This window comes from Colwellia sp. M166 (assembly GCF_024585285.1).
GTDB lineage: Bacteria > Pseudomonadota > Gammaproteobacteria > Enterobacterales > Alteromonadaceae > Cognaticolwellia.
In genome coordinates this window covers 3,386,378-3,406,407 of the sequence record NZ_CP040755.1, presented here as the reverse complement: position 1 = coordinate 3,406,407, position 20,030 = coordinate 3,386,378, and the positions used below count along the sequence as shown (strand labels likewise).

At 39.6% G+C, this 20,030-nt stretch carries 23 protein-coding genes and 1 pseudogene; 15 read left to right on the top strand and 9 right to left on the bottom strand.

Annotated elements, in window-relative coordinates:
• Positions 1-2: 2 nt before the first annotated feature.
• Together FGD67_RS15355 and FGD67_RS15350 are read left to right on the top strand one after the other, a co-directional pair.
• Positions 3-1,376, top strand: coding sequence for a cell wall metabolism sensor histidine kinase WalK (locus FGD67_RS15355; protein ID WP_257171984.1), 1,374 nt, complete (start codon positions 3-5; stop codon positions 1,374-1,376).
• Positions 1,377-1,560: 184 nt separating this feature from the next.
• Positions 1,561-2,658 carry a phosphotransferase enzyme family protein gene (locus FGD67_RS15350; RefSeq protein ID WP_257171983.1) on the top strand — a complete coding sequence of 366 codons (1,098 nt, stop codon included), beginning with the start codon at positions 1,561-1,563 and terminating at the stop codon, positions 2,656-2,658.
• A 667-nt stretch (positions 2,659-3,325) separates the two neighbouring features.
• Here FGD67_RS15350 and FGD67_RS21835 read toward each other — a convergent pair.
• Both FGD67_RS21835 and FGD67_RS15340 read right to left on the bottom strand, forming a co-directional pair.
• Positions 3,326-3,763 (bottom strand): Tfp pilus assembly protein FimT/FimU, encoded by a 438-nt coding sequence (locus FGD67_RS21835; RefSeq protein WP_306556760.1) that lies wholly within the window; start codon positions 3,761-3,763, stop codon positions 3,326-3,328.
• 222 nt (positions 3,764-3,985) lie between these two features.
• Positions 3,986-4,966 carry a transposase gene (locus FGD67_RS15340; protein ID WP_257171982.1) on the bottom strand — a complete coding sequence of 327 codons (981 nt, stop codon included), beginning with the start codon at positions 4,964-4,966 and terminating at the stop codon, positions 3,986-3,988.
• A gap of 207 nt (positions 4,967-5,173) precedes the next feature.
• Here FGD67_RS15340 and FGD67_RS15335 point away from each other — a divergent pair, with 207 nt between their 5' ends.
• The 3 genes from FGD67_RS15335 (at position 5,174) to FGD67_RS15325 (ending at position 6,270) form a co-directional block, all read left to right on the top strand.
• Positions 5,174-5,476 carry a hypothetical protein gene (locus FGD67_RS15335; RefSeq protein ID WP_257171981.1) on the top strand — a complete coding sequence of 101 codons (303 nt, stop codon included), beginning with the start codon at positions 5,174-5,176 and terminating at the stop codon, positions 5,474-5,476.
• A gap of 120 nt (positions 5,477-5,596) precedes the next feature.
• Entirely contained in the window at positions 5,597-5,791 is a 195-nt protein-coding gene (locus FGD67_RS15330) for a hypothetical protein (RefSeq protein ID WP_257171980.1), read from the top strand.
• Between the two features lie 56 nt (positions 5,792-5,847).
• Positions 5,848-6,270: a hypothetical protein gene (locus FGD67_RS15325; protein ID WP_257171979.1), complete on the top strand. Its 423-nt coding sequence runs from the start codon at positions 5,848-5,850 to the stop codon at positions 6,268-6,270.
• A 120-nt stretch (positions 6,271-6,390) separates the two neighbouring features.
• Here FGD67_RS15325 and FGD67_RS15320 read toward each other — a convergent pair whose 3' ends face one another.
• A complete protein-coding gene (locus tag FGD67_RS15320; RefSeq protein ID WP_257171978.1) occupies positions 6,391-7,392 on the bottom strand; it encodes a hypothetical protein in 1,002 nt (333 codons plus the stop codon).
• Positions 7,393-7,602: 210 nt separating this feature from the next.
• On the opposite strand from FGD67_RS15320, the gene FGD67_RS15315 reads away from it, so the two are divergent.
• From FGD67_RS15315 to FGD67_RS21935, 5 genes are read left to right on the top strand one after another with little or no spacing between them, the layout of a single operon-like run.
• On the top strand, positions 7,603-8,289 hold the full coding sequence (locus tag FGD67_RS15315) for a site-specific integrase (protein ID WP_257171977.1): 687 nt from the start codon (positions 7,603-7,605) through the stop codon (positions 8,287-8,289).
• Complete coding sequence (locus FGD67_RS15310) at positions 8,232-8,513, top strand: tyrosine-type recombinase/integrase (RefSeq protein WP_257171972.1); 282 nt, start codon at positions 8,232-8,234, stop codon at positions 8,511-8,513. The genes FGD67_RS15315 and FGD67_RS15310 overlap by 58 nt, the downstream gene beginning before the upstream one ends.
• Entirely contained in the window at positions 8,506-8,895 is a 390-nt protein-coding gene (locus FGD67_RS15305; protein WP_257171971.1) for a transposase zinc-binding domain-containing protein, read from the top strand. The genes FGD67_RS15310 and FGD67_RS15305 overlap by 8 nt, the downstream gene beginning before the upstream one ends.
• A 40-nt stretch (positions 8,896-8,935) precedes the next feature.
• On the top strand, positions 8,936-9,367 hold the full coding sequence (locus FGD67_RS15300) for a transposase (RefSeq protein WP_257171976.1): 432 nt from the start codon (positions 8,936-8,938) through the stop codon (positions 9,365-9,367).
• Positions 9,279-9,572 carry a transposase gene (locus FGD67_RS21935; RefSeq protein ID WP_373567885.1) on the top strand — a complete coding sequence of 98 codons (294 nt, stop codon included), beginning with the start codon at positions 9,279-9,281 and terminating at the stop codon, positions 9,570-9,572. Before FGD67_RS15300 ends, FGD67_RS21935 begins: the two co-directional genes overlap by 89 nt.
• A gap of 289 nt (positions 9,573-9,861) precedes the next feature.
• Here the strand turns inward: FGD67_RS21935 and FGD67_RS15295 are convergent, their stop codons facing one another.
• On the bottom strand, positions 9,862-10,071 hold the full coding sequence (locus tag FGD67_RS15295) for a hypothetical protein (protein WP_257171975.1): 210 nt from the start codon (positions 10,069-10,071) through the stop codon (positions 9,862-9,864).
• 632 nt (positions 10,072-10,703) lie between these two features.
• On the opposite strand from FGD67_RS15295, the gene FGD67_RS15290 reads away from it, so the two are divergent.
• From FGD67_RS15290 to FGD67_RS15270, 5 genes are read left to right on the top strand one after another with little or no spacing between them, the layout of a single operon-like run.
• Positions 10,704-11,006 carry a site-specific integrase gene (locus FGD67_RS15290; RefSeq protein WP_257171974.1) on the top strand — a complete coding sequence of 101 codons (303 nt, stop codon included), beginning with the start codon at positions 10,704-10,706 and terminating at the stop codon, positions 11,004-11,006.
• Positions 10,990-11,391, top strand: a complete 402-nt coding sequence (locus FGD67_RS15285) for a tyrosine-type recombinase/integrase (protein WP_257171973.1) — start codon at positions 10,990-10,992, stop codon at positions 11,389-11,391. Before FGD67_RS15290 ends, FGD67_RS15285 begins: the two co-directional genes overlap by 17 nt.
• A complete protein-coding gene (locus tag FGD67_RS15280; RefSeq protein ID WP_257171972.1) occupies positions 11,334-11,615 on the top strand; it encodes a tyrosine-type recombinase/integrase in 282 nt (93 codons plus the stop codon). The genes FGD67_RS15285 and FGD67_RS15280 overlap by 58 nt, the downstream gene beginning before the upstream one ends.
• Positions 11,608-11,997 (top strand): transposase zinc-binding domain-containing protein, encoded by a 390-nt coding sequence (locus FGD67_RS15275; protein WP_257171971.1) that lies wholly within the window; start codon positions 11,608-11,610, stop codon positions 11,995-11,997. The genes FGD67_RS15280 and FGD67_RS15275 overlap by 8 nt, the downstream gene beginning before the upstream one ends.
• 40 nt (positions 11,998-12,037) lie before the next feature.
• Positions 12,038-12,673, top strand: coding sequence for a transposase (locus tag FGD67_RS15270; protein WP_257171970.1), 636 nt, complete (start codon positions 12,038-12,040; stop codon positions 12,671-12,673).
• Between the two features lie 673 nt (positions 12,674-13,346).
• Here the strand turns inward: FGD67_RS15270 and FGD67_RS15265 are convergent.
• From FGD67_RS15265 to FGD67_RS15245, 5 genes and pseudogenes are all read right to left on the bottom strand, one after another.
• On the bottom strand, positions 13,347-13,667 hold the full coding sequence (locus tag FGD67_RS15265; protein WP_257171969.1) for a DUF2004 domain-containing protein: 321 nt from the start codon (positions 13,665-13,667) through the stop codon (positions 13,347-13,349).
• Positions 13,668-14,044: 377 nt separating this feature from the next.
• Positions 14,045-14,675, bottom strand: a pseudogene (cobO, locus tag FGD67_RS15260) (cob(I)yrinic acid a,c-diamide adenosyltransferase).
• Between the two features lie 83 nt (positions 14,676-14,758).
• Entirely contained in the window at positions 14,759-15,088 is a 330-nt protein-coding gene (locus FGD67_RS15255; protein WP_257171968.1) for a DUF2149 domain-containing protein, read from the bottom strand.
• 3 nt (positions 15,089-15,091) lie between these two features.
• Positions 15,092-15,598 carry a MotA/TolQ/ExbB proton channel family protein gene (locus FGD67_RS15250; RefSeq protein ID WP_257171967.1) on the bottom strand — a complete coding sequence of 169 codons (507 nt, stop codon included), beginning with the start codon at positions 15,596-15,598 and terminating at the stop codon, positions 15,092-15,094.
• Between the two features lies 1 nt (position 15,599).
• Positions 15,600-20,000: a cobaltochelatase subunit CobN gene (locus tag FGD67_RS15245; RefSeq protein ID WP_257171966.1), complete on the bottom strand. Its 4,401-nt coding sequence runs from the start codon at positions 19,998-20,000 to the stop codon at positions 15,600-15,602.
• Positions 20,001-20,030: the final 30 nt, after the last annotated feature.

Below are 20,030 nucleotides of genomic sequence, written 5' to 3'. Positions count from 1 at the left end.
CTATGCGTCGTTTATACATTAGTATTATTTTAACAGTTATTGGCTCTCTTTTTATTATTACTTGGGGGCTCGACAAAATTGTTGCTAAACAAGAGCCTGAGCAAGTACCAAACGAATATGCAATCTATCACCAATTAATTGAAGGCTTTGATCAACAATTATCTGCCACTAATAGCACTGATCTAGTCGCTTTTAGCCAAGAGTTGAGCCAAGCCTATCAAATAGCCTTACAGTTAGATAAAAGTGAAAATATTGCCTTACCCAGTGAACTCAGTAAACAGTTAACACAAGTAGGTGGCTTATTGTTAGCCTCAGAAACTCATCCTTATTTATTAAAAAAATTGTCTCAACATCCTGATTATATTATTCAGCTAACACTGCCTGAAATAGAGCTAGAGAATCAAAATATTAATATCTTATTCACCGCGATACTCTATTTAGGTGTTTGTATTATTCTTCTTGCGTGGCTATTTCCGTTAACTCGTCGGCTGTACTTACTCACTAACACGGCAGCGAGTATTGGTGAAGGACACTTAAATGCTCGCATGCCAGCCAGTCGTTTCTCATATATCAGCCTATTGGAAAGTAGTTTTAATCGCATGGCAGGCCAAATTGAAAAACTAGTGGCTGATAATAAAATTCTTGCTCGCAGCATGTCACATGATATTCGTACCCCCATGTCGTGCTTACGTTTTGGTGTTGAAGCCGCAATCGACACTAAAGACATTATTAAAAAAGATCTTTATCTCGCGCGAATGGAAACCGAACTCACCCGTATGGAAGACATGACCACGGCTTTTTTAGAATACGCCGGTATGGAGCGCCAAGGCTTTCACCTCAAGTATGAGCTTGTCGATATTGATCATTTCTTACATACAATTAACGATGATTTTCAATCACTTGCCGAACAACATAAGGTTAAATTAACCTATCAAGCTAGCCCGGCATTTATCAATCAAAAAGTAACCTTGTCGCTTGATTTTCATTGGTGCTACCGTGCGATTCAAAACCTACTCAGTAACGCCATGCAATATGCGAACAACACGGTCGTCATTTCAGCTTATTGTCAGCATAATTTTTTACATATTAGTGTTGAAGATGATGGTAAAGGTATTGCCGGAGAAAACATCGAAAATATTTTCGCTCCGTTTGTCAAACTCGACGTTGATCGCTCTCGTGAGCTTGGGCATTTCGGCTTAGGGCTAGCCATATCCGCTAAAGTCGTTCATTGGCATAATGGCAGTATTCACGCGAGCAACATCTTAGCAACCAATAACAAAAACAGCGCTAAAACAACCAAACAAGTAAATAAAAACGCAACAATAACCGGAGCTCGCTTTACTATATCGCTACCTTTGCAAACTAAAAAAAACTAACCTTAATCATTTAACCGAGTGCGCTTGAGGCTATTTTGTTAGCAATATAATGAACACTTTTTATCTGCTAAACTATCCCCTAACATAGCAACCGCATTTGCCTAATAATGATGGACAGTAATCTGAGTCCGTCAGTGTAAGCGTGATAAATGCCGTCATTCTCTTAACAGTAAACAACAATCAAATGACTCAAAATTTACCTCACAATATACTGGCGTTAGTGTTAGCTCAGTTTGGCTATACACGAGAAGAGTGCAATATAAGCTTGCTCGGCAATGGTTTAATTAATCACACCTATTTGGTACAAACTCAGCATAAGACTTTTGTTTTACAATGCTTAAATCAACAGGTATTTACCGGACCAGAGCAAGTCACAGATAATGTTGACTTGATCAGCGAGCACTTACTAACGCAATCTAGCAATAAAAACTATGCCTTAATGCCTATTTGGCAACTGCGCAGCCAAAATAATAAAAACCATGTCAAAATACAAGGTCAATATTGGCGCGCTTTACACTACATTGAAGACTGTTATACGCTAGAGTCGATCACCACCTCAGAACAAGCAAGCTTTGTTGGTAATGCCTTTGCACAATTTACCAATGCCCTCGGTAATTTTAACAGCCAAAAATTAGCTGACATAATTCCACAATTTCATGATTTATCAACGCGAATAACTCAACTTAATCAAGCAGTAAAAAAAACCTCAAACACCTTACTGCTACAAGCTCATAGCAATATTAATTTTATAAAGTCGCAAAAAAACTTCATTGATGAAATTACCGCTATCACTAAAAATTTACCTCTGCGTGTTACTCATAACGACACTAAAATCAATAATCTACTTTTCAGTAATAAAACCAATAGGCCCATTGCCGTAGTTGATTTAGATACTTGCATGGCAGGTTATCTGATGCATGATTTTGGCGATATGGTACGAAGTTGCTGTGCATCAATTGCCGAAGACAGTGCTGAGTTAGACAAAATGTCGATAAATATTGACATATTAACCGCCCTAACCAAGGCCTATATTGCAGGCTTTAATGGCACATTAGCAAAAGTTGAAATAAACAGTTTATTACTCGGTATAAAGTTAATGCCATTAATGCTCGGCATACGATTTTTAACTGACTTTTTAAATGGCGATAACTACTTTAAAACCCGTTATGCCACCCACAATTTAGTCAGAGCAGAAAATCAATTACATCTGTATAAGTTGTTTTGTCAGCAAGAGAGTTTATTGGCTGATATAGTGCTGTCAACTTCAAGAACAACTGCGTGACCTATTGTCCTATTATTTGAATTAACAATTTAGGTTGGGTCCCACAAATTAGCTGATAATAAGGCGTATTCGCTAAACTAATTTGTTGCTTTCTGGCTTTTGTCATCATGTACTTGAGATAAATAAGAAAGGGCTATTTGAGCTTAGTACCCGACTAGGCTTGCTCAATTTAGAATAGGTGCCCTGTTAACCTTCCTTCCCGTTAACTTTTTTTAATTTTCGTCTCTTGTCTCTTTAGTTTGTAATAAAAACTAAGCTTAAAACCCGTTATGCCACCCACAATTTAGTCCGGGCAAATAACCAATTACATCTGTATAAATTACTTTGTCAGCATGAGAGTTTATTAGCTGATATAGTGCTGTCAACTTCAAGAACAACTGCGTGACCTATTGTCCTATTATTTGAATTAACAATTTAGGTTGGGTCCCACAAATTAGCTGATAATAAGGCGTATTCGCTAAACTAATTTGTTGCTTTCTGGCTTTTGTCATCATGTACTTGAGATAAATAAGAAAGGGCTATTTGAGCTTAGTACCCGACTAGGCTTGCTCAATTTAGAATAGGTGCCCTGTTAACCTTCCTTCCCGTTAACTTTTTTTAATTTTCGTCTCTTGTCTCTTGTCTCTTTAGTTTGTAATAAAAACTAAGCTAAATTTTTCACTATTAATCAGCAATCAACATTAGCAGCTGTTGGTGGCGTATAAGTTAAATAGCAACTCGTTCTTGTGATGGGAATATTATTATTGGTAATGCCACCAAAACCAGCAAGGGACGAATGAGATACAACGAAAGCCCCACCATTAAACCTATCGCCATAAGCCCAATCTTTGTCTAATGCTATAACATTAGCTATTCCTTTAGTTCTGTCGCCACTGGGATATCCGTATTTAACTTCAACATCATTATTGCCATCATTATCTATATCAATATTGGCTAGCTCTTGGCTTTGTACCCCTTGAATAATAGATTTGGCATACGCGAGTTTAGCGCCTGATAAAATAGTGCCTCCCATCGCCTCTAGTACAGACTTGTTAGCATCCGAAGTTAAATCAATGAATTTTGGTGCTGCAGTAGCGGCCAAAATGCCTAAAATAACAATCACCACTACCAACTCAATGAGGGTAGGAAATTATGCCACCCATGATAAATACAAGCCATAACCATGAAACAAGAAACAGTTATCTACAGTAAATTTTAGGCGGTTTATTAAGTTTACTGGCGCTGAATACCGACTTTTTAGTGATAGGCGTTCATTTCTCTGAATGCTAGCTGCATTAATCCCGTCTCCATTAGGAAACATCAATATAACCTGGGTTAAAAAATAGTGTTATGCGCTATTTAAACAAACTTTAGCGTTCGCTAGACCGTGCGTTCGATGTAATCCTACGTGCTCCGTAAATGCACATAAATGCTCGGCGCTACCCACGGCACCTGTGAAGATACCTTCGAAGTTCGTCGTCAGTTTCATCCAGCTTTCATTACTGATGTGTAACCTCGTGAGTATCGCGGTGGTTTCTGAATTAATCGCCCCACGTTTGTCGTCTCTGAGTATTCGGCCCGTTTCATCTACTAGCATTAAGTAATCTTGTAGGCTGAAACAAATACCCCTGGTTTTATCTTGATGTTCATGACCAATAAAGGGCAGTAATGCCGTGGGCTGTGTCCCTTTAATAGCAGCCTTAATGCGCAGTTGTATACTGGTAAAGTCTGATTGCTCTGGTGTGGGCACAATAGCAGCGCGGACAGGGTTTAAATCGACATAAGCCATACACGACAATAGTGCGCCTTCATCAAGCAGTGCTTGTGATTGAAAGCGCCCTTCCCAGAAGTGTCCTTTACATTCATCTTCTTTGTTTGCTTGTCGCGCTATCGGCTCATTCAGGGAGCGCATAAACCAACTGATATCGATTAAACGTTGTTTGTAAATATTTGAAGTATCTTCCACCATTTCTCTTTCGTATTCATTAAGCGTCTGTTGCTGTAGGTATTGCCTAGTCAGGTGGGTGCCTTTGTACAGTTGATGCCAACGTGTAAGTACCTCTAGCGTAGACCAGTTATTGACTTGCGCTGTGTCAACATGCAGCACAAGATGCAAGTGATTATGCATGACGGCATAAGCACAAATATCGATGGCAAACGTTTGAGATAATTCAAAAATTCGCGCTTCTATCCAATCGCGCCTGTGCTCATAATTCATGCCGGTTGCTTCATCGACACCACATAAGAATGCTTTTCGTACGGTGCGACTTTGAATATGGTAATACGGCGTATCTGACAAACTGATTTGTTGTGAACGGGGCTTTGGCATAATAGTATCTACACTTTGTTAAGTAAGGTTCATTAAGTGTAGTTTATTGATTAAAATGTGAGCAGGTTATTATGGGTGGCCTGATAAAATACGGCGTATCTGACAAACTGATTTGTTGTGAACGGGGCTTTGGCATAATAGTATCTACACTTTGTTAAGTAAGGTTCATTAAGTGTAGTTTATTGATTAAAATGTGAGCAGGTTATTATGGGTGGCCTGATAAAATATTTCACTAGTCTTAAATTGGAGCAGACTCGAACTATTGCAAGCTTTACTTATGATGGTGGTAATTGCCGTAGATACGGTTTTACAATTTTAAGAAACTATGACGGACATGATTTCAAAGTGACTTTGGTTGATAGCAATGGAGATAGAGTTGCTGGCGGATATAGCGTAGCAGTTTCCACTTCTATCTTTAATGCAGGCACTTATTATTGGGAAGTTGAAAATAAAACAACAACTGGATCTACTTATGGTGGAATTACTTATGAAGTAAGATCTGGTGGCTAGTTAAACTTTCTATTAACGACTCAGCCCTATGAGTCGTTAATAGAAAACAATCTAAAATAAAAGCTTAAGTTTTATAAAATTATGTCGATAAAAGAAAACGACATATGAAAAAGGATTTTTATGAAAATCAGCACCAATCTACTACCTACTCTATTTGAAAGTAAAATATCTATTTTTACAAACAGTGATGATGAAAAAATAAAAAGCTTTTCTACTAAAACAAGCGAAAGTGGCTTAAAAATTAATATAAACACAACTCACCTTGATCCTAAAGTTAAAGAAAAAAAGACAATAATGCTTTTGATTCATCATTAATTGAGGGAAGTGCATATGAAAAAGTATTTAAAAAAGAAGAGCTCAACTTTTCTAATATGAGTATAAAAGAACTTCATAGTATTGTTAAAAATGTGAATGAAATGGAACGAGAATACACACAAAAATACGATAGTGATGAACCAGTTAGATTAGGTAAGTCAGGAAACCCCATAATATCCAAAAAAAGAGAAGATATGAATAGTTTAGAGTCTAAACTTAGGATCCTTTCTTATGGTGGAGGGGATGTAGATCCTGATAAAAAAATTAATGTTATGGAGTATTTTTCTAACAGTTCAGAGAAATTAGATGGACTTGCTAAAGAATATCCTGAACGTCAGACTTATCAAGTAAGAGCCTCTTACATGAAAGAAATAATTAATACGTTTGATAAATTTATATCAGACGATACTTTTGATTTATATCAAGAAAAGGCTGCTTTATTGTTAACCGACAAAAAGAAAGTCGATGTTTTTATTTGAAAAAAGCCTAGAACATAGCAAAACAGCTAACGCCGTTTTAAGCGGCTTGTAATAGTTTGCTAAAATGTGAAACGAAGTGGAACCGAGCAAACTGTTACGAGTCCGACTTGAAAACCCTTGTTAGGTTTTTTTATGGCTGATTTTTCGTTTAAACCTCTGAAGAAGATGTTTGTCATTAGCACCAGCATGGAGCCTTTGAATGGCGCTTGTATCATTTTGGTTTTTACCAAGTACCTTTCCATAAACACCATAATCCTCATTAGCCTGTTTATTTTCAAATGTGGCTAAAATTAGCCTTGTTGATTCAAGTGATTTCAAATAGCGTGTAGCAATCTCTACCAGATCACGTGTCTTAATGTTAGATATAACGTACCGATGTATTACACGATTCCTTAGTTGATATAGAGCATTTAATTCATCGAATTTTTCATCGTCAATAATGCCAAATTCTTTAGCATGCTCGTATATTTTTCGCTCCATTATTCCCCATTCACCATCTGCTTGGAAAAAGTATTTAACATCGATATCGTTAGTTTGGGCCTTTATTTGTTTTGCGATCACAATACTCAACCTAAGGTAAGCATCTATTTGATTAGCTGCAATAGCAATTATTTCGATATAAGACTCAGATTCAATGGCAGAAAACAGTAAGTCATGAGATGCAGCTAATGAAGCGTGAAACCTATCGGATTTATCTAAATCGGCAGCAAGTTTGCGATCCGTTTGCGGGACAATTACGACAGTATTTAATATTGTCCTTACAATTTTAAGTTGTTCTTCTATACGAGGATCATTTTTTAATTTTTTGTCATGAATATATTTTCCGATTAGAGCTTGATCACCTAAAGCACCGTGGTATAAACGAGTGCAGAACTCAGAATCATCAAGATTAGATTCTCTCCACTCTAATTTTTTTATACCTTCAGGATTCGCATTTGCAACTTTAGGAGCCAATTCCTCCAACGGGTAACAACTTAATTGAAAACAACCAATTGATTCGTCGTAAGGTTGAAAGCTATAAGGTGATATTTCTTCCTCACCTTTAAAAACTGGATTGAGATATTGCCAATCTATTGGAATTTGTATTAGTAGTATACCGTTTGGCTCAGTCCAATGTTTCATTCGATACTCGATGCTATACCTGCTAAAAACCTAACGCCCACATTAAGTGGACAAAAATTGTTGCCTAAAATGTGTAGCGAAGCGAAACTGAGGCAACTGTTTTTGTTCCACTTTAATTGCTTGTTGAACGAAGCCGCTTTGCGGCAGAAAAAACAAAAGTAACCTGTACTTACCTTAACTGTCAATATCGGCAGTCTTGAGGAGTACCTTATGAATATCATCGAGCAAGCTCGTTTCAATTTATTGGTTCAATCTTACCTTAACGAACTGACCTTACAAGGAAAAAGTGACAAAACTATTGACTGTTACAGTCGATGTATTAGGCAAACAGCCACTTTCTTTGATACCTGCCCAGACGACTTGACGGTTGAAGCGCTGAAAACTTACTTCCTGTACCTCGTTGAGAATAAATCATGGAGTCACGTTAAAATCACCCGTTGTGCTATTCAGTTTTTATACACACATGTGCTACAGCGCCCTTGGCAATGGGTTGATATTGTTAAGCCCCCTAAAGTTCAAGCACTTCAGGATGTTTTATCCTTATCTGAAGTCGCTGCAATTATTAATACCACGCGTCAATTACGATACCAAGTGTATTACTTAACCACTTATAGTTTAGGGTTGCGCTTATCTGAAACCTTAAATTTAACGATTGCTGATATTGATCGTCATTTAATGCAAGTGCATTTACGTTATACCAAAAACAAAAAAGACCGTTTCGTTCCTTTGCCACAAGCAACCTTGTTGGCATTACGTCATTATTGGAAAACACACCGTCATCCCAGTTTGTTGTTTCCTGGGGGAAGCCACCACATATTCGACAAGACAAAACGCTGGTCATGGACAAAGGCGGTATACAAAAAACCATTAAACTTGTCGCTAACGCCTGTGGCATAACTAAAAATGTTCACGTGCATACGCTGAGACACTCTATTGCCACCCATATGCTTGAGCGTGGCGCGAGTTTGCGCTCTATTCAAGTTTTTCTAGGTCACGCTTGCCCCAAAACAACCGCGCTTTATACCCGCATGACAGAGGAAGTCGCGCAAAACAGTACACTTATGCTCAATGATATCGTTGACTCGCTTAACATTACTTGGCGGGAGCAGCGTGATGATTGAACTCGCCCAGATAGCCAGACAGTATCAAGATGAATTTACCCAAAAATACGCGAAACAAATGAAAGGAGTACACCATCAGGCACTCACAAAAATCATGGCGTGCCATACCCCACAAGCAGGGGCAATGTTGTATCATTGTGATGATTGTCAAACCAACAGCACCTTTCATCCTTCATGTGGCCATCGACACTGTCCGGCTTGCCAACATAAGAGCAATAGTGATTGGTTAACGTTGCAACAACAAAAATTGTTGCCTGTAGATTATTATTTAGTAACGTTCACGTTACCCTATCAATGTCGTCATTTTATTTGGACTCACCAAAAGTGGGCTTATCAAGCGATGTTCACTGCCGCTAAACAAACCCTAGACGCTTTTTTTTAAACGAGATAAACAGCTTGGGGAAAATAATGGCCTCATTGCGGTGTTGCACACGCACTCCAGGCGACTTGAGTTTCACCCTCACATTCATCTTGTGGTACCCGCAGGCGGGTTAGATAAATCGAGAAAACAGTGGCAAACAAAATCAGGGAAATACCTTTTTAAAGCCGATAACTTAGCCAAGGTGTTTCGAGGAAAATTCATCGCGCTACTGTGTGCGTCTGGTTATTATCTCCCGGCTAAAACCTCTAGTTCGTGGGTAGCTGATTGTCAGCACGTAGGGAAAGGCGATAGTGCGTTAACCTACCTTGCTAGATACCTCTATCGTGGGGTGGTGAATGAAAACAACCTACTCTCGATTAAGCATGACCGAGTGACGTTTCAATATAAAGAAAGTAAAACGAAACAGTTTAAAAACCATCACCGAGCACGCTACGGCCTTTTTATGGCGAGTACTACAACATGTACTGCCTAGCGGTTTTCGACGAGCACGCAATTATGGTTTTTTACATGGCAATGCTAACCGTACGTTAAAGCGGTTACAGTTACTGCTTAACGTGGTGTTAGCGCCCAGTGAAACATTACCTAAAAAAGGCGTTTGTTGCCCTAATTGTGCCACTCAAATGACGCTATACCGAATGCGACGAGGTCATCGCGTCATTAGGGGTCATACGATATAAAACAAGGAAGTGCCTAAGCAAAAGGAATTGTTGCGCCCTAAACAGTCACAAAGTGAGGATAATAAATATAAGAAAAAACAAATTGTTGCGTTACTATATTACCAAACTCTGTTTAGTGATAGTAGCTGCGCTTGGCCTGAAAATCACCGCTTAGAGGCACCGCCAACAGACAACCCATCTTAGTTTTATTTATTTACTTATAAAGAGTACGCACCAACACCGGGCTTGTTCAACAACAGGATTAAGTTGCGGCTGCGCGCAACCTATCCTTTATTTATTAGCTATACATTTAACCAAGCCAATTTTTAACTGGTTTAACCCACTCTGAAATAGGTTTGAAAAACGCCCCATGCTCTTTTCCTGTACTTATAGAGATTTCATTAAATGAACTCACATTAGAGCTTTGGTTGATCAAGAACTGACACGAACCAACCATATCAGATGTTTCATAAATTGAATGCACTACACCGTAGACTTTAAAAGCATCTCTATCTAGCATAAAGCTAGCGCAGCTAGCTAGAAGAATAATGTTAACTTTTGGATTTCTTAAGTCCTTTGAAGCTAAAATCGTAATTTCACCACCACGAGAAAAGCCTACTAGTGATATATTTTGTGGCTTAACACCAAGAGAAATTAGTTTTTTAACGTCACTAGATAATTTAAATGCAAACTCCCTAGGGTTAGTATTTTTAGGTCTGTGATACGCAATAAGTGTGTAGTTGTCACTTGAAAGAGCTTCTTTAACTTTTGGGAAGTCATATTCTCCCCAACGGGGGCTTATTGGATTAGTATTTTTTCCTTCAACAATTTTTCCATGTGAATAAAATACATATTTTTTATTGGGATCTATTGTATCTGGAAATTGATCTAAAACTTTTCCTGCATATACGAGTGAAGGATAAAGAAGTGCAAAGAATACTATAAGTTTGATATGAATCTTCCTTGTATAGCTAACGCCGTTTTAAGCGGCAAATTGCTGTTGGCTAAAATAAGTGAGGCACGAACAAAAAGCCAACTGTAATTTGTCCGACTTGAAAACCCTTGTTGAACGAAGCCGCTTTGCGGCAGAAAAAACAAAAGTAATCTGTACTTACCTTAACTGTCAATGTCGGCAGTCTTGAGGAGTACCTTATGAATATCACCGAGCAAGCTCGTTTCAATTTATTGGTTCAATCTTACCTTAACGAACTGACCTTACAAGGAAAAAGTGACAAAACTATTGACTGTTACAGTCGATGTATTAGGCAAACAGCCACTTTCTTTGATACCTGCCCAGACGACTTGACGGTTGAAGCGCTGAAAACTTACTTCCTGTACCTCGTTGAGAATAAATCATGGAGTCACGTTAAAATCACCCGTTGTGCTATTCAGTTTTTATACACACACGTGCTACAGCGCCCTTGGCAATGGGTTGATATTGTTAAGCCCCCCTAAAGTTCAAGCACTTCAGGATGTTTTATCCTTATCTGAAGTCGCTGCAATTATTAATACCACGCGTCAATTACGATACCAAGTGTATTACTTAACCACTTATAGTTTAGGGTTGCGCTTATCTGAAACCTTAAATTTAACGATTGCTGATATTGATCGTCATTTAATGCAAGTGCATTTACGTTATACCAAAAACAAAAAAGACCGTTTCGTTCCTTTGCCACAAGCAACCTTGTTGGCATTACGTCATTATTGGAAAACACACCGTCATCCCAGTTTGTTGTTTCCTGGGGGAAGCCACCACATATTCGACAAGACAAAACGCTGGTCATGGACAAAGGCGGTATACAAAAAACCATTAAACTTGTCGCTAACGCCTGTGGCATAACTAAAAATGTTCACGTGCATACGCTGAGACACTCTATTGCCACCCATATGCTTGAGCGTGGCGCGAGTTTGCGCTCTATTCAAGTTTTTCTAGGTCACGCTTGCCCCAAAACAACCGCGCTTTATACCCGCATGACAGAGGAAGTCGCGCAAAACAGTACACTTATGCTCAATGATATCGTTGACTCGCTTAACATTACTTGGCGGGAGCAGCGTGATGATTGAACTCGCCCAGATAGCCAGACAGTATCAAGATGAATTTACCCAAAAATACGCGAAACAAATGAAAGGAGTACACCATCAGGCACTCACAAAAATCATGGCGTGCCATACCCCACAAGCAGGGGCAATGTTGTATCATTGTGATGATTGTCAAACCAACAGCACCTTTCATCCTTCATGTGGCCATCGACACTGTCCGGCTTGCCAACATAAGAGCAATAGTGATTGGTTAACGTTGCAACAACAAAAATTGTTGCCTGTAGATTATTATTTAGTAACGTTCACGTTACCCTATCAATGTCGTCATTTTATTTGGACTCACCAAAAGTGGGCTTATCAAGCGATGTTCACTGCCGCTAAACAAACCCTAGACGCTTTTTTTTAAACGAGATAAACAGCTTGGGGAAAATAATGGCCTCATTGCGGTGTTGCACACGCACTCCAGGCGACTTGAGTTTCACCCTCACATTCATCTTGTGGTACCCGCAGGCGGGTTAGATAAATCGAGAAAACAGTGGCAAACAAAATCAGGGAAATACCTTTTTAAAGCCGATAACTTAGCCAAGGTGTTTCGAGGAAAATTCATCGCGCTACTGTGTGCGTCTGGTTATTATCTCCCGGCTAAAACCTCTAGTTCGTGGGTAGCTGATTGTCAGCACGTAGGGAAAGGCGATAGTGCGTTAACCTACCTTGCTAGATACCTCTATCGTGGGGTGGTGAATGAAAACAACCTACTCTCGATTAAGCATGACCGAGTGACGTTTCAATATAAAGAAAGTAAAACGAAACAGTTTAAAACCATCACCGAGCACGCTACGGCCTTTTTATGGCGAGTACTACAACATGTACTGCCTAGCGGTTTTCGACGAGCACGCAATTATGGTTTTTTACATGGCAATGCTAACCGTACGTTAAAGCGGTTACAGTTACTGCTTAACGTGGTGTTAGCGCCCAGTGAAACATTACCTAAAAAAGGCGTTTGTTGCCCTAATTGTGCCACTCAAATGACGCTATACCTAATGCGACGAGGTCATCGCGTCATTATGGGTCATACGATATAAAACAAGGAAGTGCCTAAGCAAAAGGAATTGTTGCGCCCTAAACAGTCACAAAGTGAGGATAATAAATATAAGAAAAAACAAATTGTTGCGTTACTATATTACCAAACTCTGTTTAGTGATAGTAGCTGCGCTTGGCCTGAAAATCACCGCTTAGAGGCACCGCCAACAGACAACCCATCTTAGTTTTATTTATTTACTTATAAAGAGTACGCACCAACACCGGGCTTGTTCAACAACAGGATTAAGTTGCGGCTGCGCGCAACCTATCCTTTATTTATTAGGTGTGGAAGTCACTTCAGACTTTGACCTTTATTCCAAAGGCTCTTATTCCCGTGATCCACACCTTGATTTTTACTCCACTCTAGCGTGCTTGCACGAAGACCGAAGCGAAGAACTTTAAACGCTTAATCCAACCGTTAATGTGGGCTGCCCCACAACTCAAGCTTAATAAATTAAGGTGCTTTCTGAACTTAACTTTTGCACTGAATTTGGTTCGAGCACCTACAGTCCTTTGAAATATAAACTACAAATACAAGGATTTAGCACACCTAACGCCTAGCTAAACGGCAAAATATGATGGCAGTTTTTTTGCGTGTTTTTGCAAAAAGAATGACAGCATATTTTGTCCGTTTGAGCTTTTGGTTAGGCTTTATATTAAACACTCAGTTTACCTTTAACTTTCCATTGAGATTTCTTCGATTTTACCATCTTCTCCGAAGCGAACACTTATCACATAGTCAGTTTCATCTTCTGGAAGAGTAAAATCAAAAACACAATCATCATCCCAATGATCCTTGAATTGAAGGATACTTAAAACACTCTTTGGTTCAGGCTTTGCTGTACCCAAATGCTTTAACCAATACTCAGGTTCAATTTCTTCTATATGATGAGATACAAACATTGTTGCACCATACTCATCTTCCTCGGTGCCAAAGGCTGCTTTAATGGATTCTAGAGCCGCTAGTTCTCGTTTTTTTATTTCTACTTCAGTCATTGAAGGAACGTCCTTATAGAGCCTAACAGCTTATTATGAGGAAAAAATCTTTGTTTAAACAAGGGAAAAATCCTTCTTTCATATTTCACGATAATCAAAACATACCCGATTTGTTCACTATCTACAATAAGTTACTAATAAAACATTTCGTTATGCTAAAGACATAAACGAGAATATTTCCTCTTTATTGGATGAAAGCAGGAAAACGCATTTAACTGTACAAATAAGCAGCAAATCAAAATAAATATGGATAACTAGATAAGCTCTTTTTCTTGCTCATATTAAAAAGCAAAGGAGAGCAAAAAAGTATGCTAATTATTTATCGTCTTGACTTATCTCTGAGCATCAATGCTGTTTCATGCATCCTATAAGCGCAATTACCAATCCAACCCTTTTTGCGCTTTTACGCCGGCTTTAAAGGCATGTTTAATCGGTTGTACTTCAGATACCGTATCAGCCAATTCAATTAATCGTCGATGACATGCACGTCCTGTGATCAATACGTGCTGCATCTTAGGACGATTATTTAATGCTTCAATAATTTCATCAAGTTCAATGTAACCATATTTGACCATGTAGGTCATTTCATCCAGTAACACAATATCAAGGTTTTCATCACTGAGCATTGCTTTACTTTTTTTGCCACGCCACTTTCGCTGCGGCAATATCAGTTTCAGTACTTTGGGTTTCCCAAGTAAAACCAGTTCCCATAACATGATACTGAATAGGAAATTGCTTTAAAATATTCATTTCGCCACATTCCCATTTCGAACCTTTGATAAATTGCACAATACCGGCCTTTTGACCATGACCAATTGCGCGTAATACCGTGCCAAAACCTGAAGTGCTTTTGCCTTTACCGTTGCCAGTAATAACAACTAATACCCCGCGTTCTTCTGTGGCTTGCGCTACACGCTCATCAACACCGGCTTTAATTTTTTTCTGACGCTCAATATGCTTTTGCTCTTTGGCTTTTACTAACGCTGCTTGCTGTTCAATATCGTTCATTGTTTTGCTCTCTCTATTCATAGCTGTCGGTACATACGCGACAATTGTATTTATTGTGATTTGTGACTAACAGTGATGACTGGCTATTCATTACTGATCAGGATCAGCTTGCCAGTTTCTGGGTCGCGATACACTTGCCCCATTGACTGATAGCCCTCTTGGCTTTGCAATTTATTCTTTAGCGCCTCAGGTGCTGTACTCAGTTCTTTACCGACTGAATTTACCGGCTGCACCTGAGCGGCACTGTCTGCTTTATTTATCTGAAAGTGTTGCTCTAATTCAGGACTAAGCGCCACTAAAGCGGCGATTAAGCCACAAGCAAAAACTAACATTATATCAATCAAATTAGCCAGAGGCCCTAATGGTTCTTGCTCTTGGCTATCAAATTGACTGCTACGCCATGCATCGCTCATTGCTTAAGCACCTGTTGTTAAAGTTGGTTCATCATTCGACAAAACTGTTGTCGCAGCTAGGTTAGTGCTATTTTCATCATCTAAACGTTGCATGGCATTATCATACCAACGTCTGCGCATTCTTCCCAATACAAAGCCCATCACACCGGCGAGTAAGCCAATGATAGTGGTATCAAATGCAACTGTCATTGCGGTGGTTAAAATACTGATATCACCTGTGCCCAATGCTGATAATCCAGGGCCTAAAGGGATCAAGGTGCCCATTAAACCAAGCATTGGCGCAATACGGGTGATAAAATCTGCGCGTTCAATGCGCTTTTTACCTTGTTCAATCAGCTGACGTTTTTGTTTTTCAGCCACTAACGCTGGAATAACAGAGAAGCGCTCACCAATAGCTAAACCAAATTCATAAATGGCCAACGCCGTAAAAAACAATAACCCCCACACCACAGGTTGAAGTAGCCATGAGGTGATTAAATGCATTAATTCTAAGGAAAAACCATACAACATATTAATGCTCCATTTTTGATAATTGACGACGAGAACGCATATAACCAGCTAAAATTAGTAGCAATATCAACACAGTTAAGCCCAATAATAAATGGTCTTGTTCAACAAGCTGTTCATTAGCACTCTCTTTTGAATCGTTTTTTTGTCGATCTGCAGCTTTATCGTTTGATGCTCTCTTCGCCTCAGATTTTGACGCTTCATTGCGCTGTTGTTCCAGCTCAGTACTAATTTCCTGAATATGTTGTACACCACTACCAACATCGCCTTCAGGGGTATGATTTGCCGCGGCTAACACCTCAGCTAACTGACGATTCAGCTGCGCTGATAACATTGGCTTTATAAAGTCATAAATCGGATGGTTAGCATGAGTATGACCACTACCTGGAATACCATTTTCGACAATATTTTTGGCAAATTTTTCTGCAAGCTCAGTTTGTGTTTGTTGTGATGCTTGCCAAAAACCTTTTTCAATTGCCACTAACATTACCGCTAAGATATTACTCTGTACATGTACATTGTGTTTTTCTTGTAAAAACTCATCTAGGCCAATTTCTAAGCTGTCATCAATATAAATCGCTTTTAAATCTTGCCAAACCCAAGATTTAATAATCTCTGGGCTTGTCGCCTGCCAACCCCACAAGTTTTCGATGAACTCACTGCCCATGGTTCTTGCACCCGCATAGCCTTGTTTCATTAACGGCTGAATCCACTGACGATTTAAAAATCGTCCGCGTAGTTCAGATAACAAAGCAGTTTGTAATGGGTCAATAGATAATTGCTGATTATTGGCATGTGAAATAACAAAGCTGTCGGGTTGCTTGCCTGCAATAGTTTCTATCGCTAAATTCAAACCACCGAGATAATCATAGGCATCATTATTATCAATTAAGCCATACAGATTACTAGCACGCCCTAGATACGTGCTATTGACATGGGCAAGTTGCTGACGAAAAAGTGCTTGGACATTACTGCCCATAGCAACATTTTCATTAGGCACGCCGTAAGCATGACTCATACGTTTGATATAGGCTTCACCTAATTGTTTTCGTTCTTGCCATGCCCCTGAACGCTCAGCTAAGCGATTAATACCTGCGCCATAAGCGCCAGGAGCAGTACCAAAAATACGATAACTTGCTTGGCGACCTAATAATTCAGGGCTTATGTTGCCGTTCGCACGTAATAGCGCTTGGGCCTCACGCAACCAATTACTGGCAACCATATTGTTAGCTAAGCTCTCGTTAAATTCATGTTTTTGTTGCGCTAACATGTGCTCTACTGGCTGCAACGCTGAGTTAAGCGCCATCATTAACGCCGGATGATCGCGTGCTATCACATGTTTACTTGCCGCAAGCGCTAGCAATACTGAACGGTCAAGCCAAGCTAACTGTTGAGCATATAAATCTCTAAATAGTCCTGAAGTGGTAAAAACAATATCGCGACGTTCTGCACGTTCATCATCAAGTGCAATTAACTGCAGAGACTTTAAAATACCACGACGATTCCACACCGGTTTCACCCCGAGCATATCCATACCAAACGCAATCATGGCACCTTCATCACGTACCGCATCAGAAGCCCATAAAATTACCGCTTCTTTATGAGTTTTATCCACAATAGGGTTTTCTGCTCTCGCTTTATTGGCTAACTGCTGGCCAGTAGCAAAACCTAGCTGTGAGGGGATCAAACTGCCATCTAAGGCATAAAAATTACGGCCAGTTGGCAAAGCGTCAGGTGTACGAATGGGATCATTGCCTTTACCTGGCGCAACAAAACCACCATTTAAAGCATTCAAAAACGCTGACATTTCACTTTTTGGCGATTTAATCAGGTTCTGTTTAATTTCATTTCTCTGATGCTTAGTAAAATTTAATTCGCCTTTTTCAATTGAGGTCATCATGGTGTCAATGGCGTCTTCTTGCCAGTCCTTGCCATAAACATGCAAACCTAAGGGCATAAAATCTTCTTGTAATTTAGTCAGATAATGCCCGACTTCATGCAACAAAAAATCATCATCAACCTCGCCAAAACCGATACCGCGTACCTGTAACTCTTCATCCATACTGGCAACAAGTTCATCGGTTAAATTCAGCACTTGAATTTTATGGCGCAGCGCCTTAATGGCTTTTTTCTTGGTGTCTTGATTCGACGCCGCTTCTGCACTTTCAATTAGCTGGCGTAATTGCAACAAACCATCGTAAAGTTCAGTTGTTGCTAAAGGCGGGGTCAAATGATCGAGCATAACGGCAATACCGCGACGTTTAGCTTGTATGCCCTCACCTACACCGTCAACAATGTAAGGATAAATACTGGGAATACTCTCAATAATTAATGCAGGGTAATCACTTGCTGATAAGCCAACGGCACGTTTGGGTAAAAACTCATAAGTTGAATGGCGACCTAAATGCACGATGGCATTAGCTTTGAAAACATCACGTAAATGATAATAGAACGCCAAATATTGATGCGGTGGTGGAAAGGTCATATTGGCATGTAAAAGCTCTTCATTTAGCTCCCAACCTCGTGGCGGTTGCGGCCCTAAAAACACATTGCCAAATTGTACACCCGGCAGCAGTATTTTATTGTTCCATACCATGGTCTTTCCTGGTACTTGCCCCCAACCACGAATACCTTCAATTTGCATAGCAATCAGTGCATCTTTAAGTCCCTTGGCTTCTTGCCATTGCGTTGCTGCCAGCTCATTACCCTTCAACCTTAAAGTAATTAAATCTTCATATTTATCAGTTAGTTGTGACAGTAAACCTAAAGCCCGGGCACGACCTTTGTGTCGAATACCATCAAGCGCATGGTGTAAATCAACCGAAGTGCTTGCAACATTTTCGAGTAAAGCTTTTAATACTGAGCTGCGCTCTACTGCAGGTAACTTTTCGAGCTCAGTTTTTCCGTTGGCAAAAAGATAATCGTTAACTTGCGCATGTAAATATCCTAATGGCCCTTCGATCATTTCAGCTTTAACCATGTCAGGCAAAGTATCAAAATAGCCTTGATATTCACTTGCTGACATCTTATTAATCAACGGCGACATTTTATTCAGCGCGCCAGCATCTTGCGGTAAGTTAACCGCTTTTAATTGTAATATATCAAGTAATTCATCGGCAGAATGAGGAAAGTCAGCCTCAGGACCAAGATCATAACCTTGTGCTTTTAACGCTAATAGTATTTGCCATAATGACTGCTGTACATCCAAATTATCAGCACCAATATTATGTCGTCCAGGAGGATGGTTATAATAAACAATAGCCACTTTTTTATCGGCATTTTCCGTTATTCTCAGTGCTAACCAAGCGGTTACACGTGCCTGTAAACGTTCAACTTCCGATGTTAAAACTTGGCTGATAGACAAACTAGCACCCGTTAATGAGTCTAGCTTAGCACTTGAAGCTAAAGCCAGAACATGTGGCTGAGAAATGCCCTGTAATTCAGGCATAGCGACACGATAATGCACACTGTCACTCGGTAAACCTGTTGGTGAAAGTTGATATGCTAAGGCGCTGAGCTCTGTCACGCGAATACCTTTAAACACTGGAATATTTAACGCATTAAACTTTTTAGTTACCGCTTCGCGACCTTCGCCACCACCAATAACAAAGTCTTGCAAAGCAATGATTGCCAATGGTTGTGTGGTTTTTAACTGTCGAATCGTTTCAATCGCTTGTTCGCTAGCTTTTCCCCAACCGGCAAGTACAGATACACACTGCCATTGTATTTGACATAGTTGCTGATGCAGCTGCCATTGTCCCGGTTGATCGCCAGTATCATGATCAATAATAAAAACCACAGGCTTAGCTATGTTTTTAGCAATATTACTCGTTAAAGCAGCTTTACTAATCAGTTGTTCTTGCCAATAAAAACGTATCGGTTGTAGTGGTAAAATTTTTGGCGCTTGTGCTAATAACATATCATTGCCATTAGTAAGCTGAGGCTGTGCTATTTGTTGCAACCATTCAAACAAATGCCCCAAATTTTCTTTACCTCGATTTTGCCAATAAGCGCGCGCTTGTAGCCAATAAGAAAATTGTGGCCACTGTTGCTGTTTATCTGCTAATGCCGATAGATAATTATTTTTATCAAGTGCCGTCATCAGGCTTAATAATTGTTCCTTAGGCAAATCAGCTGTGCGGCCACCTTGTTTATCATGGTGTAAAGCCATTAAACGCCTATCGGTATTCAGCATAAGTCTTGTTTGTTGCGATTGGTATTTTAAGGTGAGTAAGCGCTCGACAGATTCACCAAAAACCCCCGCAACAAGTAATGCTTGATGCTTATTTATTAACTGCTGTATCTGGCTATTGGTTAATTGATTCAGTTGGCTAACACTGCGAATAGTAATACCGGTTTTCGCTATTTCCTGCATTGCTAAAAACTGATGTGCTCCTGCTACCATGCTCACAGCTGACCGGTCTGACACTAATGC